The 14,772-nt window shown below is 64.9% G+C and carries 13 protein-coding genes and 1 tRNA gene; 10 read left to right on the top strand and 4 right to left on the bottom strand.

Going from position 1 to position 14,772, the window contains the following annotated elements; translation table 11 throughout:
* Positions 1–29 precede the first annotated feature (29 nt).
* Complete coding sequence (locus SynWH8101_RS04500) at positions 30–1,025, top strand: ribose-phosphate pyrophosphokinase (RefSeq protein ID WP_130128740.1); 996 nt, start codon at positions 30–32, stop codon at positions 1,023–1,025.
* A gap of 115 nt (positions 1,026–1,140) precedes the next feature.
* Positions 1,141–2,247, top strand: a complete 1,107-nt coding sequence (locus tag SynWH8101_RS04495) for a glycoside hydrolase family 10 protein (RefSeq protein WP_254428108.1) — start codon at positions 1,141–1,143, stop codon at positions 2,245–2,247.
* A gap of 19 nt (positions 2,248–2,266) precedes the next feature.
* Here SynWH8101_RS04495 and pepN read toward each other — a convergent pair whose 3' ends face one another.
* The 3 genes from pepN to SynWH8101_RS04480 all read right to left on the bottom strand — a co-directional run bounded on the left by pepN (position 2,267) and on the right by SynWH8101_RS04480 (position 6,067).
* Complete coding sequence (pepN, locus tag SynWH8101_RS04490; protein ID WP_130128738.1) at positions 2,267–4,927, bottom strand: aminopeptidase N; 2,661 nt, start codon at positions 4,925–4,927, stop codon at positions 2,267–2,269.
* Positions 4,928–5,001: 74 nt separating this feature from the next.
* Entirely contained in the window at positions 5,002–5,430 is a 429-nt protein-coding gene (locus SynWH8101_RS04485) for a cAMP phosphodiesterase (protein WP_130128737.1), read from the bottom strand.
* A 64-nt stretch (positions 5,431–5,494) separates the two neighbouring features.
* Positions 5,495–6,067, bottom strand: coding sequence for a hypothetical protein (locus tag SynWH8101_RS04480; RefSeq protein ID WP_130128736.1), 573 nt, complete (start codon positions 6,065–6,067; stop codon positions 5,495–5,497).
* Between the two features lie 104 nt (positions 6,068–6,171).
* Here SynWH8101_RS04480 and SynWH8101_RS04475 point away from each other — a divergent pair, with 104 nt between their 5' ends.
* Both SynWH8101_RS04475 and SynWH8101_RS04470 read left to right on the top strand, forming a co-directional pair.
* Positions 6,172–7,323: a histidine kinase gene (locus SynWH8101_RS04475; RefSeq protein WP_130128735.1), complete on the top strand. Its 1,152-nt coding sequence runs from the start codon at positions 6,172–6,174 to the stop codon at positions 7,321–7,323.
* 43 nt (positions 7,324–7,366) lie between these two features.
* A tRNA-Glu gene (locus tag SynWH8101_RS04470) sits at positions 7,367–7,439 on the top strand.
* A gap of 159 nt (positions 7,440–7,598) precedes the next feature.
* Here the strand turns inward: SynWH8101_RS04470 and SynWH8101_RS04465 are convergent.
* Positions 7,599–8,114 carry an SRPBCC family protein gene (locus tag SynWH8101_RS04465; protein WP_130130342.1) on the bottom strand — a complete coding sequence of 172 codons (516 nt, stop codon included), beginning with the start codon at positions 8,112–8,114 and terminating at the stop codon, positions 7,599–7,601.
* Positions 8,115–8,317: 203 nt separating this feature from the next.
* Between SynWH8101_RS04465 and SynWH8101_RS04460 the strand changes: the two genes are divergently transcribed.
* The 6 genes from SynWH8101_RS04460 to SynWH8101_RS04435 all read left to right on the top strand — a co-directional run bounded on the left by SynWH8101_RS04460 (position 8,318) and on the right by SynWH8101_RS04435 (position 14,772).
* The gene (locus tag SynWH8101_RS04460) at positions 8,318–9,472 is read left to right on the top strand and encodes an FAD-binding oxidoreductase (RefSeq protein ID WP_130128734.1); all 1,155 of its coding nucleotides are present in this window, start codon (positions 8,318–8,320) and stop codon (positions 9,470–9,472) included.
* Positions 9,473–9,603: 131 nt separating this feature from the next.
* Positions 9,604–11,127: a glucose-6-phosphate dehydrogenase gene (gene zwf / locus SynWH8101_RS04455; RefSeq protein WP_130128733.1), complete on the top strand. Its 1,524-nt coding sequence runs from the start codon at positions 9,604–9,606 to the stop codon at positions 11,125–11,127.
* Positions 11,128–11,179: 52 nt separating this feature from the next.
* On the top strand, positions 11,180–12,469 hold the full coding sequence (locus tag SynWH8101_RS04450; RefSeq protein WP_130130341.1) for a glucose-6-phosphate dehydrogenase assembly protein OpcA: 1,290 nt from the start codon (positions 11,180–11,182) through the stop codon (positions 12,467–12,469).
* Positions 12,470–12,485: 16 nt separating this feature from the next.
* A complete protein-coding gene (locus tag SynWH8101_RS04445; protein ID WP_130128732.1) occupies positions 12,486–13,883 on the top strand; it encodes a cobyrinate a,c-diamide synthase in 1,398 nt (465 codons plus the stop codon).
* Positions 13,838–14,182, top strand: a complete 345-nt coding sequence (locus SynWH8101_RS04440) for an acylphosphatase (RefSeq protein ID WP_130128731.1) — start codon at positions 13,838–13,840, stop codon at positions 14,180–14,182. Before SynWH8101_RS04445 ends, SynWH8101_RS04440 begins: the two co-directional genes overlap by 46 nt.
* Positions 14,179–14,772 (top strand): histidine phosphatase family protein, encoded by a 594-nt coding sequence (locus SynWH8101_RS04435; protein ID WP_130128730.1) that lies wholly within the window; start codon positions 14,179–14,181, stop codon positions 14,770–14,772. The genes SynWH8101_RS04440 and SynWH8101_RS04435 overlap by 4 nt, the downstream gene beginning before the upstream one ends.

The following is a 14,772-nucleotide window of genomic DNA, read 5'->3' as shown; positions in this document are numbered from 1 at the left end:
GGAAAACAACTGTCCTCGTCTGCGGGCCCGTGACCAGTTTCCTGACTGCAGCCCGTGCCGAACAGGAGAAAATCCACCAAGACACCCGCCGCCTGCGCCTCTTCAGCGGCACGTCGAACCCTTCCCTGGCACGGGAAATCGCGGCCTATCTGGGTGTTCCCGATGGCCCTCGGGTGTGCAAGCGCTTCGCGGATGGCGAGCTTTATGTGCAGATCCAGGAATCAATCCGTGGCTGCGATGTGTTCTTGATCCAGCCCACGTGCGCCCCGGTCAACGACCACCTGATGGAGCTACTGATCATGGTGGATGCCTGCCGGCGTGCCTCAGCCCGGCAGATCACGGCCGTGGTGCCCTACTACGGCTACGCCCGCGCCGATCGAAAAACCGCTGGGCGGGAATCGATCACCGCCAAGCTCACCGCCAACCTGCTGGTGACCTCGGGGGTGGATCGGGTGCTGGCGATGGATCTCCACTCCGCCCAGATCCAGGGCTATTTCGACATCCCCTGCGATCACATCTACGGCTCGCCAGTGCTGGTGGATTACCTCTCGGCGCAGGATCTGGGTGATGTGGTGGTGGTGTCGCCGGATGTGGGCGGCGTGGCCCGGGCCCGCGCCTTCGCCAAACAGATGCAGGATGCCCCCCTCGCGATCATCGACAAGCGCCGCACTGGTCACAACATGGCCGAAAGCCTCACCGTGATCGGCGATGTGGCCGACCGCACCGCCATCTTGATCGACGACATGATCGATACGGGTGGCACGATCTGTGCCGGAGCAAGGCTGTTGCGTCAGCAGGGCGCCAAGCGGGTAATCGCCTGCGCCACCCATGCCGTGTTCTCGCCGCCGGCCTGCGAACGACTCTCCGCCGACGGCCTGTTCGAGCAGGTGGTGGTAACCAACAGCATCCCGATCCCCGCCGACCGCACCTTCCCCCAGCTCCAGGTGCTCTCGGTGGCCAACATGCTCGGAGAAGCGATCTGGCGAATCCATGAGGAGAGCTCCGTGAGCTCGATGTTCCGCTGACGTGAACATCACCCCCTGGCGGTGGTCCGCTGCGCTTGGCCTGCTGGGGGCACTGGCCGCCGGAGCTACCCCGGCATTGCATGGTGCTCCGCTGCCACCCCCACCACCGCCACCGATGGGGGCGGCGAGTGCCCAGTTCAGCAGCCTCAAAAGTCGCCTGGCGTCGGTGGGACGCAAGGAGAGCCTCGGGGTCTGGCTCACCAACAGCCCCAGCCCCCTCTATTACGACCGGCGGCGCCTGGCGGACGCCGTCAAGGAGCTTCAACAGGCCGGATTCACGACGCTGTACCCGAATGTGTGGAGTCGGGGCACCACCTTCCACCGCAGTCGCTTTGCCCCCGTGGAACCGGCCCTGGCCGCCGCCGGCATCGCCATCGATCCGATCTGCACCCTGAGCAATGAGGCCCATGCCCGCGACCTGCGGGTGATTCCCTGGTTCGAATACGGCCTGATGGAGCCAGCCGATGCCGCGGTGGTGAAGGAGCACCCCGAGTGGGTGCTGCAGAAAGCGGATGGCAGCCCGATCACGATGCTGCACAACAAACCGATGGTGTGGCTCAATCCCGCCCATCCCCAGGTGCGGGAGCGCTTCATCGGTCTGGTGCTCGAGGTGATGCAGCGCTGCCGCATGGATGGGCTCCAGCTCGATGACCATTTCGCCTGGCCGGTGGAGTTGGGCTATGACCCTTACACCGTGGCGCTCTACACCCGCGAAACCGGCGCGCCACCGCCGCGCGATCACACCAACCGGGCCTGGATGACCTGGCGTCGCCGCAAACTCACCGGCTTGCTGCGGGAGCTGCGCGCCAGCCTGGAAAAGCAAGCCCTGCCGCAACGGATCAGCCTCTCGCCGGGCCCCTTCCGCTTCGCTTACAACCACTGGCTTCAAGACTGGGAGCTCTGGGCGGTCGGCGAACTGATCGATGATCTGGTGGTGCAGAACTACGCCTACTCCCTCAAAGGCTTCGCGCGCGACCTCGATCAACCGGCCTTACGCAAAGCGCGAGACTGGGGCTTGCCGGTGCAGATCGGGGTGCTCGCCGGTTTCGGCAAGCGCACCACACCAATTCCGGTGTTACGCGAAAAAGTGCGCCTCGCCCGTGAACGCGGCCACGGCGTGATCTTCTTCTATTGGGAAGGGCTCTGGGGAGAACACGCCGGCGAGGAAGGGCCCGCCTTCAGGCGGGCCGCCTTCCAGGCCCTCGGCGCCGCCAGCCCATGAGCGACTGTGCTCTGAGCCCTCAGCTCGCGAGCATCAGGCCCACCACCTCCCGCGTGTTCGTCGAGAGATCGGCTCCATCGAGGGCCTTCAGGGCCTGCTGCACCGCGTCCTGGCGGGCGGGGGCATAACTGCGCCAACGGCTGAACACCTTGGCCATGCGCGAGGCGGTGATCGGATTGCGTTGATCCACCGCGGCGATCTGCTCGGCCATGAAGCGATAGCCGCTGCCATCAGGGGCATGAAACACCAATGGGTTGGCGGCGAGCCCGCCCAGCACCGCGCGAACGGCGTTCGGTGCCATTGGATCGAAACGCGGATGACGCAACAAGGCGGCCACCCGCTCCAGGCCATCCGGTCGTGGTGTGGACGCCTCCAGGGCAAACCAGCTGTCGAAAATCACAGGCCGCTCCAGCCAGCGGTCATGGAAAGCCTGCAGGGCCTGATCCCGTTCGGCGCAATCGATCGGCTGCAGGGCGCGCAGGGCGGCCCGCGCCAGGGTCATGGAGGGGCCGTTCACAGCGGCAAGAGCCTCAGCCCGCACGGCGCCATTCCCGGCGGCCGCCATCCAGCTCCAGATCAGAGCCGTCAGTTGCCGCTCCCCCTGCCCCTCGGGCCAGGGCCGGGCCAGGCCGGAGGCCGCCTCCGCCAGACGCCGCTGCAACAGCGGGGCCAGCGCCGTTCCAAACGCACTCCGCAGCGCGCAGGCAGCGCGATAGAGCGCCGGCGGATCCGCCTCCGCCTGCAGGCCTTCCAACTCAGCAGCACCGGGAAAACTGAGCAGGGTGGCGACCACGGCAGGATCCGACTCGCCATCGGGCCGGAGCAACACCGAAAGAGCCGTCACCATGCGCTGCTCCAGCGCCGCATCGCCGCTGCCCTTGGCCCGTGCGAGCAAGAGGCGACGCCAGAGCTGCTGCCCCGCATCCCAGCGAGCGAAGGCGTCATCGTCGCGGGCGAACAGGGTGAACAAGGCGTCGTCGCCCTGGTGGGCCTGCCAGTGCACCGGGGCGGAGAACTGCCGGAACAACGACAGGGCCGGTGGCTGCTCGGTGGCGGGCAGACCCTCCACCACCAGCGTCTGCTCCGCCCGATCAAGCACCAGCAGCCGCTCCTCGCCAAGCCGCCCATCCGATCCAATCAGCGCCCAGAGCAGTGGTATCACCAGCGGCTGCTTCTGCGCCTGGCCTGGGGTGGGGGGAGTGGCCTGCTGCAGCTCCAGCGTCAGGCGCCCCTTGCCTGCATCCCACTGGCTCTGCACGGTCACCGTGGGCGTTCCGGCCTGGTGATACCAACGCTGAAACTGGCTCGGATCGAAGCCGAGGGGCTCGCCCTTGGCACAGGCCCCCTCGAGGATGGCCGCCACGAAATCCTCCGTGGTGGCCGCGTCGCCATCATGACGCTGGAAGTAGAGGCGCATGCCCGCCATGAAGCGCTCCTCCCCCAACAGGGTGCGCAACATGCGGATCAACTCGGCACCCTTTTCGTAGATCGTGGTTGTGTAGAAGTTATCGATCGCCTGATAGGCGTCGGGCTTCACCGGATGGGCCGTCGGACCGGCATCCTCGCGGAACTGGGTGTTGCGCAACATCGCCACATCCTCGATTCGCTTCAGTGCAGCGGAATGGAGATCGGCGGTGAAGCTCTGATCACGGAACACGGTGAGCCCCTCCTTGAGGGAGAGCTGGAACCAGTCGCGGCAGGTGATCCGATTCCCCGACCAGTTATGGAAATACTCATGGGCAACAACGCTTTCAATCCGCTCCAATTCGCCGTCGGTGGCCGTTTCCGCATCAGCCAACACCAGTTTGGAGTTGAAGATATTGAGGCTCTTGTTCTCCATCGCGCCCATGTTGAAGTGGCGCACGGCGACGGTGTTGAACTCGTCGAGGTCGTATTCGAGGCCATACACCTGTTCATCCCAGGCCATCGACCGTTTCAACGAGGCCATCGCATGGGCGGTGTAAGGCTCATCGCCGGGTTCCACGTGCAGACGCAGATTGATGCTGCGGCCGGAACGGGTCAGGAAGCGATCTCGCACCTCCCGCAGATTGCCCGCCACCAGGGCAAAGAGATAGGAGGGTTTAAGGAAGGGGTCGTCCCAGATCGCCTCATGGCGTGAGGGATCACGGGCCAGAGGGCCGCTGCTGACGGCGTTGCCGTTGGAGAGCAGCACCGGATAGCGCTCCCGGTCGGCCTCGATCCGCACCCGGAAACGGCTGAGCACATCCGGCCGGTCGGGATGGAAGGTGATGCGCCGAAAGCCCTCCGCCTCACACTGGGTCGTGAGCATGCCGCCGCTGGCATAGAGGCCCTCCAGCGAGGTGTTGGCGTGGGGATCGAAGCGGCAGACCGTGGTGAGGCTGAATGGCGCCTGCGGCAGCTCATGCAGCACCAGGGTGGTGGCATCCTGCCGATAGGCCTCGGCCGGCCAGGGCTGGCCATCCACCTGAAGGCTGACCAGCTCCAGCGCCACACCACGCAGTTCGAGCGGCTCGGACACCTGATCATCAGGCGACTGATCCGAGCGTGGCTCGATCCGCAGAACGCTGGTGACCTGCACCTGCCGATCCCCGATCACAACGTCGAGATCGATCGTGGGGATTCGGAAGGGATAGGGCCGGTAGTCGCAAAGGCGAACCACGGCAGTCGTCTGGTCGGGAGAGGTTGAAAGGGGGGCCATGCGCAGCTCTCGTTCTGGAGATCCTGACGCCTGGCCCTCTGCCACTGCGGGAGGCGGCTCCTCAGTTGCCGGCCTTAGTTGCCGGCCTTCTGCTTCTTCAGCGCTTCCTCCACCTTCGCCTTCACATCAGCGGGCACTTCCTTCGGGCAGAACTGCAGCGCTCCGGTGATGATCTGAAACTCCGCACCGGCAAACAGCTGCTCGTTGGTGAGTTTCTTGTCGCCGGCCGAGGCCACTTGGCCGCCGTGACGACCATTGAGGATCTGCACATAGGTGGCGGCAGCGATGCCCACCGCCTTGGGGAATTCAACGCCGGCGGCACGGGCATTGCACACATAGGACGACCCCATACCCCGGTACAGGAAGACGTCCTCATTGGTGGCGGGTTTGGCATCGGCGTTGCCAGCACCCTGGGCGAGAGCGGAGGGACCGACCAGGGCCAGAGGGGAGATCAGCAGGGGAGCTGCAAGAACAAGCCGGAGTCGGCGGGGGAGGGAGAGCAACAGTCCGAGTCAGATAACAGCGCCATGCTGCCCCATCCGGGCTGGGATGGGCCAGTGCAGGTGCTCATCGAGCGATCGGCGCCGACGCATCCTCCATCCGGGTTTCGTGGTGATGCTCCACGATCGCCAGCTCCCCGTTCTCCCAGCTGTAGATGGCTCTTGAGCGGTAGCGGTCCTGATCGATCAACCGGGTGTGCTCCAGGATGTGCCAGTCGCCATAGTGGGATTCGAAGATCACTTCGTGTTCATCCACCTGCCGGATGCGGGTGCGCACCGGCACGGCCTCCAGGTAAGCCTGATCGCGCTGCAGCTGATGCCCGTTGAGGGTGGCCTCCATCACGCCCTCACGGCGATAACGGGGTTTGCGCTCAAAGAAATCCGTCTCGTGCTCCGGCCACCAGGTGAAGCGGTAGCGGGGCTGACCGGAGGGCGACTCAGCAAAGATCTCCACTCGGATCATCATGTCGAGCGTGAGCACCTCATCATCCGGAAAGAGGTACTGCCGACGGGAACGCCAGAGACCGAGATTGCGGGCGAACCAACGGCGCAGATGGCTGTCAAGCGGCAGCCGCTGGACGATCGGCGGATCTCCGGGGGGCTCGGAGACTCCCCGTCGTTCAAGCGGCAACAGCGGCATGGAACGCTCGGTGAAACGACAGTCTGTACCTCTTCGTCATAGCGGCTCTGCCGCAGGCTGCAAAACCCCATAAGGTGAGCCTCATCTTTGCTTCTGATCGCCCTGTGGATGGGAACGGTCCCAATCCGCGACAGCAGCTCAAGCTCCTGCTGGTGGCCGCCAGGCACCACCTCTCCAGCGGCGATCTTCGCTCCCTGATTCAGTTTCTCGAATACGAGGACTGCGGTTTCGACGTCACACTTCAGATGTCGGACCCCACCCAGCAACCGGAACTGCTCGAGCTGCATCGGCTGGTGGTGACCCCGGCGCTGGTGAAGCTGCAGCCTTCACCGAAACAGGTGTTTGCCGGCAGCAGCATTTTTCAGCAACTGCGCAGCTGGCTGCCGCGCTGGCAACAGGATGAGGTGGTGAGCGGCCTTGGCCTCAGCCTGCAACCCACAGAGCTGGATGGCAGTCGCACCCAGCGCGAGCTGCAACTGGAAGACCAACTGTTGGTGTTGCGCCAGGAAAACGAAACCCTGATCGACCGTCTCGGCGCGCAGGAACGCCTGCTGCGGATGGTGGCCCATGAACTGCGCACACCGCTGACGGCAGCAACCCTCGCCCTGCAGAGCCAGCAACTCGGACAGATCGACCTAGAGCGCTTTCAGGATGTGCTCAAACGCCGCCTCGACGAGATCGCCCTGCTCTCCAAGGACCTATTGGAAGTGGGAAGCACGCGCTGGGAGGCCCTGTTCAATCCCCAGCGGCTCGACCTGGCCAGCGTGGCAGCGGAAGCGATTCTTGAGCTGGAAAAACTCTGGCTGGGCCGGGATGTGGCGATCCACACCGACATCCCCTCGGACCTACCGAAGGTTTACGCCGACCAGCGGCGCATGCGCCAGGTGTTGCTCAACCTGCTGGAAAACGCCTTGAAATACACCCAGGACGGCGGCCGCATCGCCCTGACCATGCTGCACCGGACCAGTCAGTGGCTACAGATCAGCATCTGCGACAGCGGCCCGGGCATCCCGGAGGAGGAGCAGCAACGCCTCTTTCAGGATCGGGTGCGACTGCCGCAGACCTCCGGCGGCACCTCAGGATTCGGCGTGGGCCTGTCGGTGTGCCGACGGATTGTGGAGGTGCACGGCGGCAAGATCTGGGTGGTCTCCGAACCGGGGGAAGGCGCCTGCTTCTTCTTCACCGTTCCAGTCTGGCAAGGACAGGATCAGATCAGCCCGGTGGCGTCCTTGACGGAGGGTCAGTCGGACGCCTAATTTCATCAAGTGATCGGGAGCACATCCGAGCGATCACGGCCTCGCCCCCATCGTCTAGAGGCCTAGGACACCTCCCTTTCACGGAGGCGACAGGGGTTCGAATCCCCTTGGGGGTATAACTAACAAACTTTTGATTACCAGCAATCCAATTGCTGAAATTCAATTAAGTTGCCAAAAATTGAACCAATATGATTGCATTACAATAATTGTAACTAATCGCGATCTGAATAGCCCAAATTGGTTTATTTCATCAAGACCTGACAGATGTGACGAACTCAGCTGAGAGATAAACGTCGCTGCGCTTCCCTTTCCACGGCCAGCAGATTGGCCGAAAGATCGCTGCGCAGCCGCTGCTCGATCAGAGCCACGGGCATGCCGAGGCATCCCTGAACGGTGAGGTCATAGAGCAAGGAGCTGCCATCGGGCAGGGTCTGCAGACGCCAGGAACCCTCGAAACGACGGAAATCGCCCTTCAGCATGCGGAACTGAAGCAGACCTTCGGGCCGGTGCTCCACCAATTCCAACTGCACCGAGGCGGAGAAACGCAAGCCCAGCAACTGCTGACTGCCCACCTGCGACAGACGCACACGGTTGGCTTCACGCCAATCCAACGTGCTGCTGCTGAGGTTGGGAATGAACCGGCTCAGCTGGTCGTAATCGGTGAGGACCGACCAGAGCAGATCCACACTGATGGGCGTGCGCAGCTGCACCGCCAGGCGACGCACCCCCTGGGGCAGCCGTTCCATGGTCTGCTCGATGGTCTGGCGCCGCACCCCCTTCACCGGCGCCATGCCTGGAGCGATGGACTGCTGCAGTGGCAGGTCAGTGGACGTCAACAGCAGAACTCCGCAGGAAAACTGAATGTGTTGATCCGAAAATCCTAAGGAAAGCGTTGTGCAGCGGCGAGCGACAGGAGTGCTGCAGTCGGCAAACGTAACTCCTGATCTGCAACAGCGCGCCTATGATCGCGCCGTTTCCCAAGAAGGCAAAGTCCATGCGTGTCAGCACGGCTGGTTCAGGCGACTCCCAAGAACGCATGTTCACCGTGGTGGTGCTTGGCCTTCAGTCAGGCCGTCAGCGTCGTGCTGAACGTCGCTTCACCGTGGGCTTCAGTCAGCTTCAGGCCACCGTGCGGCGCATCACGGCCAGTGGTGGCACGATCCAAGCGGTGATTCCGGGCGCCGCTGCTGGCGCCAGCCCCGCCCCTTCGTCGACACCCCCCGCCGCCCCCGTGACTGCTTCCGCCCCCAAACCGGCCCACAAGGCCGTTCCGGTCAACCTCTACAAGCCGAAAACCCCCTTCATCGGCACCGTCACCGAGAACTACAGCCTGCTGGCGGAGGGTGCAATCGGGCGTGTGCAACACATCACCTTCGACCTGAGTGGTGGTGACCCGCAGCTGCATTACGTGGAGGGCCAGAGCATCGGCATCATTCCCGAGGGCGAGGACGCCAATGGCAAACCCCACAAGCTGCGCCTCTACTCGATCGCCAGCACCCGTCATGGCGACAACTACGCCGACCACACCGTGTCGCTCTGCGTGCGCCAGCTGCAATATGAAAAGGATGGGGAGACGGTGAACGGAGTCTGCTCCACCTACCTCTGCGACATCGAGCCCGGCAGCAAAGTCAAGATCACCGGGCCAGTGGGCAAGGAGATGCTCCTCCCCGACGACGAGGAGGCCAACGTGATCATGTTGGCGACGGGCACTGGCATCGCTCCCATGCGCACCTATCTGCGTCGCATGTTCGAGCCGAAGGAGCGGGAGCTCAACAATTGGCACTTCCGCGGCAAGGCCTGGCTGTTCATGGGAGCGCCCAAAACCCCCAACCTGCTCTACGACGCCGACTTCGAGCACTATCAGGAGCAATTCCCCGACAACTTCCGCTACACCAAGGCGATCAGCCGCGAGCAGCAGAACAGCAAGGGCGGTCGGATGTACATCCAAGACCGCGTTCTCGAGCATGCCGATGAGATCTTCGCGATGATTGAAGATCCCAAGACCCATGTGTACATGTGTGGTCTGCGCGGCATGGAGCCGGGCATCGACGAAGCGATGACCGCTGCTGCCGCCGCCAAGGGGCTCGACTGGAGTGAGCTGCGGCCTCAGCTCAAGAAAGCCGAGCGCTGGCACGTCGAGACCTATTGATTCGATTGATCGGAGTGATTCGAAAGCCCGCCATCAGGCGGGCTTTTTGATGGCGAAATCATGGCGGGTTGTTCTGGAACACTGTCAGGCCGAGGATTCCTGGTTAAACATCCAGCAGATCTCTCCGTGGCATGAGCGCAACGATCACGAACCCGCTGCGGGTCGGCCTGCGTCAGGAGCGGGTCATCGCCCCCCAGTGCCTGATCATCTTCGGCGCCAGCGGTGACCTGACCCACCGCAAGCTGGTGCCGGCCCTGTTCGAACTGTTTCAACAGCGGCGTCTTCCCAGTGAATTCGCCCTGCTCGGCTGTGCCCGCCGCCCCTGGAGCGACGAGGAGTTCCGCCAGAAGATGGCGGAAGCCATGGGAGCGAAAGTCAGCGACAACAGGATGGCCTGGGACCAGTTCTCGGCCGGCATGTTCTACGAACCGGTCGACCTGCAGCAGCCGGAGGATCTGGTGAAGCTGGGGCATCGCCTTCAGGAGATCGATCGGTTGCGGGCGACCCGGAGCAACCGCACCTTCTACCTCTCGGTGTCACCGAAGTTTTACGGCAGCGGCTGCCGCGCCCTGGCCGATGCCGGACTGCTCAAGGATCCGGATCGCAGCCGGGTGGTGATCGAGAAACCCTTCGGTCGCGACTACAGCAGCGCCCAGGCGCTCAACAAGGTGGTGCAAGCCTGCGGCCAGGAGAAGCAGATCTTCCGCATCGACCACTACCTGGGCAAGGAGACGGTGCAAAACATCATGGTGCTGCGCTTCGCCAACACCATTTTCGAGCCGATCTGGAATCGGAATTACATCTCCAGTGTTCAGATCACCGCCGCCGAAACGGTGGGTGTGGAGGAGCGGGCCGGGTACTACGAAACCTCTGGCGCCCTGCGCGACATGGTGCAGAACCACCTCACCCAGATGCTGGCAATCACCGCCATGGAAACCCCGGGTCGGTTTGACCCGGAAGCCATCCGCAGCGAGAAGGCGAAGGTGCTGCAGGCCGCCCGCCTCGCCGACGAACAGGAACCCTGGAACTGCTGCATTCGCGGTCAATACGGGCCAGGCGGCAGCCAGTCCGCTCCCCTGGCCGGCTACCGCCAGGAACCTGGCGTGGATCCGAACAGCACCACGGAGACCTACGTGGCGATGAAACTCTTCATCGACAACTGGCGCTGGCAGGGGGTCCCCTTCTACGTGCGCACGGGCAAACGCCTGCCCAAACGGCTCAGCGAAGTGGTGCTCACCTTCCGGGAGGCCCCGGTGCATCTCTTTGATGCCGCTGGTGGCAGCCCCACAGCCAATCAGCTGATCCTGCGCATCCAGCCGGATGAGGGGGCGGAATTCCGCTTCGATGTGAAATCCCCCGGTTCAGGCATGCGCAGCCGTCCGGTGGAGATGGAGTTCTCCTACGACGAATCCTTCGGTGAACCCTCCGATGAGGGCTACGTCCGCCTGCTGGCCGACGCGATGCTCGGCGATCCCACCCTGTTCACCCGCAGCGACGAGGTGGAAGCAGCCTGGCGGCTGTACACCCCCCTGCTGGAACTGATTGAAGACAGTCCCTGGCAGCTCCCCATCCATCCCTACGAATCGCGCACCTGGGGACCGGCCGCGTCGGATGCCCTGCTGGCCCGCGACGGTCTGCTCTGGCGCCGCCCCTGACCTCTCCTCACCCCAGCCCCTCACCCCGACGCCCTTCCCCTCCAGGCCAGCCATGTCTCCCCAGCTCACCCTCCAGACCCCGCTCGAACTCCCGCCCGCCGACGTTCCCGCCTACCTCGAGCAGCTCTGGGGTCAGGACCAATCCAGCAATGGCAACGCCGGCGCCCACACCTTCTGTCTGCTGATCTGGCAACCGGCGTGGACCGAGCAACAGCTGATCCGCACCGGACGGCTGAGTGGGCCGATCACCGGGGTGCAGCGCCAGGAGCTAATCGCCGCGGCCCGTCAGGCCGTGATCGAGGTGGATCTCCCCTTGAGCACACCACCGCTCAGCGCCACAGTCGCTGACGCCCTCGCCGGCCTGGCGGGGGAAACGACGGCGGAAGACCTGCGCGGTCAGCACGTGGATGCCTCGGTGAGCTCCCTGCGGCCCCGACGCCTGATCACCCTGGCACCGACCCTGGACGCCACCCAGGAGCTGGAAACCCTGGTGGCGGCGTATTGCCCCCTGCCCGAGGAAGGTGGTGGAACGGCCGCCTGCGGCGATGTGGTGGTGCTGCGGGGCGGCCACGACGCCCTGAAGCGTGGACTTGGCATCCTCCAACCGCTGCTGCCCGAGGACCTGCCCTCCTGGGTGTGGTGGAACGGCAACCTCGACGAAGCACCGGATCTCCTGCGCCAGCTGGCGATCGGTCCCCGGCGGCTGATCATCGATTCCGCCCTCGGCGACCCAGTCGCCTGCCTCGACCTGCTCGCCGCCCGCATCGACGCCCGATTGGCGGTGAATGATCTCAACTGGTTGCGGTTGCGGAGCTGGCGCGAAACCCTGGCGATGGTGTTCGATCCGCCGAACCGGCGCGATGCCCTCAGCCATGTGGTGCAGCTGGATCTTGATGTGGAAGGCGAGCATCCGGTGCAGGGGCTGCTTCTCGCTGCCTGGATCGCCGACCGCCTCGGCTGGCACCTCAACGGATCGCAGCGCAACGAGGATCACAGCATCAGCGCCGAATTTCAGCGCCCGGATGGGGTAGCGGTGCAGATGCGCATTGCACCGGTGCCCATGGGCGCCCCCAGCATTCATCCCGGTCAGATCGTGGGGCTGCGCCTGATCAGCAAGCCCGAGTCCGCCCCAGCGGTGTGCGTGATTCTCTGCGCCGAATCGGGGGGCTGCATGCGCCTGGAGGCCGGTGGCATGGCGAGCATGCAACTGCTGGAGGAGGTGGTACCAGTTCAGAACCAGCCCGTGGAAGCGGATGTGGCCCGCCTGCTGGAGGGCGGCCACGACACCACCAACCCCCTCCTCGCCGCCGCTGCTCCCCTGGCTGCCAAGCTGCTCAGCTGACCCACCGAGCTGCTGCATGGCCTGTCTGATCGCCGCTCCTGCGAGCGGCAGCGGCAAGACCCTGTTCAGCCTCAGCCTGATCGCCTGGGCCCGTCATCAGGGCCTCAGCGTGCAGCCCTTCAAGGTGGGCCCCGACTATCTCGACCCCCAGCTGCTCTCGGTCGCCGCTGGTCGCCCCTGCCGCAACCTCGACCTGCCCCTGTGCGGCAGCCGATGGGTGCAGCAGACCTTTCACAGCCATGGCGGCCGCACGGATCTGGCCCTGGTGGAGGGGGTGATGGGGCTATTCGATGGCATCGGCAGTGGCAGCGACGGCAGCAGCGCCGCCGTGGCCCGAGAGCTCAACCTGCCCGTGCTGCTGGTGGTGGATGCGGGCGGTCAGGCGCAATCACTGGCCGCCCTGGTGCGGGGGTTTCAGAGCCATGAACCACGGGTGCAGCTAGCCGGGGTGGTGCTCAACCGCGTCAGCAGTGATCGCCATCGCGACCTGCTCGCGGATGTGTTGCGCAGCATCGATGTGCCCCTCCTCGGGGCCCTGCCCCGGGATCTGCAGCTGGACCTGCCCAGCCGCCATCTGGGACTGGCCCCCGCCCACGAGATCGAGCGCTTCGCCAGCCGCCTTGCCGCCTGGGCCGATCTCGCCGAGCGTCACCTCGACATCACCCGCCTACGACCGCTGCTCACCGCGCCCAGCGGCGGCATCGACCCGCTACAGGCCCAACTCGAGCGACACACCACAGCGGTGGTGCAGCCCACAACACCGCTGCCGGTGGCCGTCGCCCAGGATGCCGCTTTCCATTTCCGCTACCCGGAAATGCAGGAAGCCCTGGAGATCCTGGGCATGCCGGTGCTTCCCTGGAGCCCCCTGGCGGATGCACCGATTCCCGACGAGGCAATCGGTCTGATCCTGCCCGGCGGCTTCCCCGAACAACATGCCGCCGCCCTCAGCCAATGCCAACGCAGCCTGAAGGCCCTCCGCGACTGGTTCGGCCACAAGCCTCTCTACGCGGAATGCGGCGGCATGCTCCTGCTGGGTCACAGCCTCACCGACCTGGAGGGAACCGCCCATGCCATGGCCGGGCTGCTTCCTTTCCAAGCCGCCAAGGACAGACTTCAGGTGGGCTATCGCCAGCTGACGACCTGCGCAGACAGTCTGCTGCTGCGCCGGGGGGAGCGCTGGATGGGCCATGAATTCCATCGCTGGCAACTGCGGCCGCTGGCGGGTGATCCACCTGTGGGCAACGAGGAACGCCTGTGGCAGGTTGAGGGCTGGAGATCGGAGCGACGGGAGGAAGGATGGAAGAGAACCAACGTGCACGCCAGCTGGGTTCACCTCCACTGGGGCGGCTCCTGGACGATCCCATGCCGATGGCGCGCCGCGCTCGAAACCGCGGTGAAAGCAACCGCTTTCTGAAGCGCCAACCGCCCCGCGCCTCCGCACTCAAGGAACGTTGGCGGCTGATGGTGGAAGGCGAGGTTCAGGGGGTGGGCTTCCGCAGCAGCTGCAGCCGCCGCGCCACCGACCTCGGCTTGAGCGGCTGGGTGCGCAACCTCAGCAACGGTCGGGTGGAGGTGCAGGCGGAAGGTGATCCACTCGCCCTGAACGAGCTGAGGCTCTGGTGTGAGCGGGGGCCCACTGGGGCCCATGTGCGCATGGTGCGGTTCAGCCATCTGCCCATCACGGGAGACGACTGGTTTGAGGTGAAAGCATGAGCCGGGAACGTCAACTGTGGCTGCTGCGCCATGGCGCCACCGAATGGGCCCGTAACGGCCGCCACACCGGCAGCACCGATCTGCCACTGCTCCCGGAGGGAGAAGCGGAGGCGCGGCGCCTGGCGCCGGTGCTGCAGGCCCACGATTTTGCGGCCGTGTTTACCTCCCCCCTGCAGCGAGCGCGACGCACCTGCGAACTGGGGGGCCTCGGCGCTCAAGCTCAGGTGATGGACGAGCTGCTCGAGTGGAACTACGGCGCCTATGAAGGCATCACCACCGCCGAGATCCGCCAGACCGTGCCCGACTGGACCGTGTGGAGCCATGGCTGTCCGGGCGGTGAAGCGGCACCCGCCGTACAGGCGCGCTGCGAACGAGCGATCAACCAGGCCCTGGCGGTGCAGGGTGAGGGCGATGTGGCCCTGTTTGCCCATGGACACCTGCTGCGCGCCCTCGCCGGCACCTGGCTCGGCCTGGGGGCCACAGGCGGCCGGCTGCTCAAACTCAACACCGGCAGCATCTGCGTGCTTGGCTTTGAGCGGGGCAGCCGGGCGATCAGCCGTTGGAATGCCCCCACCGACGGGATGTTCTGA

The organism is Synechococcus sp. WH 8101, from assembly GCF_004209775.1.
In the GTDB taxonomy this organism is placed as follows: domain Bacteria; phylum Cyanobacteriota; class Cyanobacteriia; order PCC-6307; family Cyanobiaceae; genus Synechococcus_C.
This window is presented reverse-complemented; position numbering and strand designations above follow the sequence as displayed.

What these genes read in the sequence shown, in the direction of transcription:
- pepN (WP_130128738.1), bottom strand. Translation starts at nt 4,927, where the DNA reads ATGGCCCCCCTTTCAACCTCTCCCGACCAGACGACTGCCGTGGTTCGC.
- SynWH8101_RS04435 (WP_130128730.1), top strand. Translation starts at nt 14,179, where the DNA reads ATGAGCCGGGAACGTCAACTGTGGCTGCTGCGCCATGGCGCCACCGAA.
- SynWH8101_RS04450 (WP_130130341.1), top strand. Translation starts at nt 11,180, where the DNA reads ATGTCTCCCCAGCTCACCCTCCAGACCCCGCTCGAACTCCCGCCCGCC.
- SynWH8101_RS04460 (WP_130128734.1), top strand. Translation starts at nt 8,318, where the DNA reads ATGCGTGTCAGCACGGCTGGTTCAGGCGACTCCCAAGAACGCATGTTC.
- SynWH8101_RS04495 (WP_254428108.1), top strand. Translation starts at nt 1,141, where the DNA reads ATGGGGGCGGCGAGTGCCCAGTTCAGCAGCCTCAAAAGTCGCCTGGCG.
- SynWH8101_RS04445 (WP_130128732.1), top strand. Translation starts at nt 12,486, where the DNA reads ATGGCCTGTCTGATCGCCGCTCCTGCGAGCGGCAGCGGCAAGACCCTG.
- SynWH8101_RS04465 (WP_130130342.1), bottom strand. Translation starts at nt 8,114, where the DNA reads ATGGCGCCGGTGAAGGGGGTGCGGCGCCAGACCATCGAGCAGACCATG.
- zwf (WP_130128733.1), top strand. Translation starts at nt 9,604, where the DNA reads ATGAGCGCAACGATCACGAACCCGCTGCGGGTCGGCCTGCGTCAGGAG.
- SynWH8101_RS04440 (WP_130128731.1), top strand. Translation starts at nt 13,838, where the DNA reads ATGGCGCGCCGCGCTCGAAACCGCGGTGAAAGCAACCGCTTTCTGAAG.
- SynWH8101_RS04480 (WP_130128736.1), bottom strand. Translation starts at nt 6,067, where the DNA reads ATGCCGCTGTTGCCGCTTGAACGACGGGGAGTCTCCGAGCCCCCCGGA.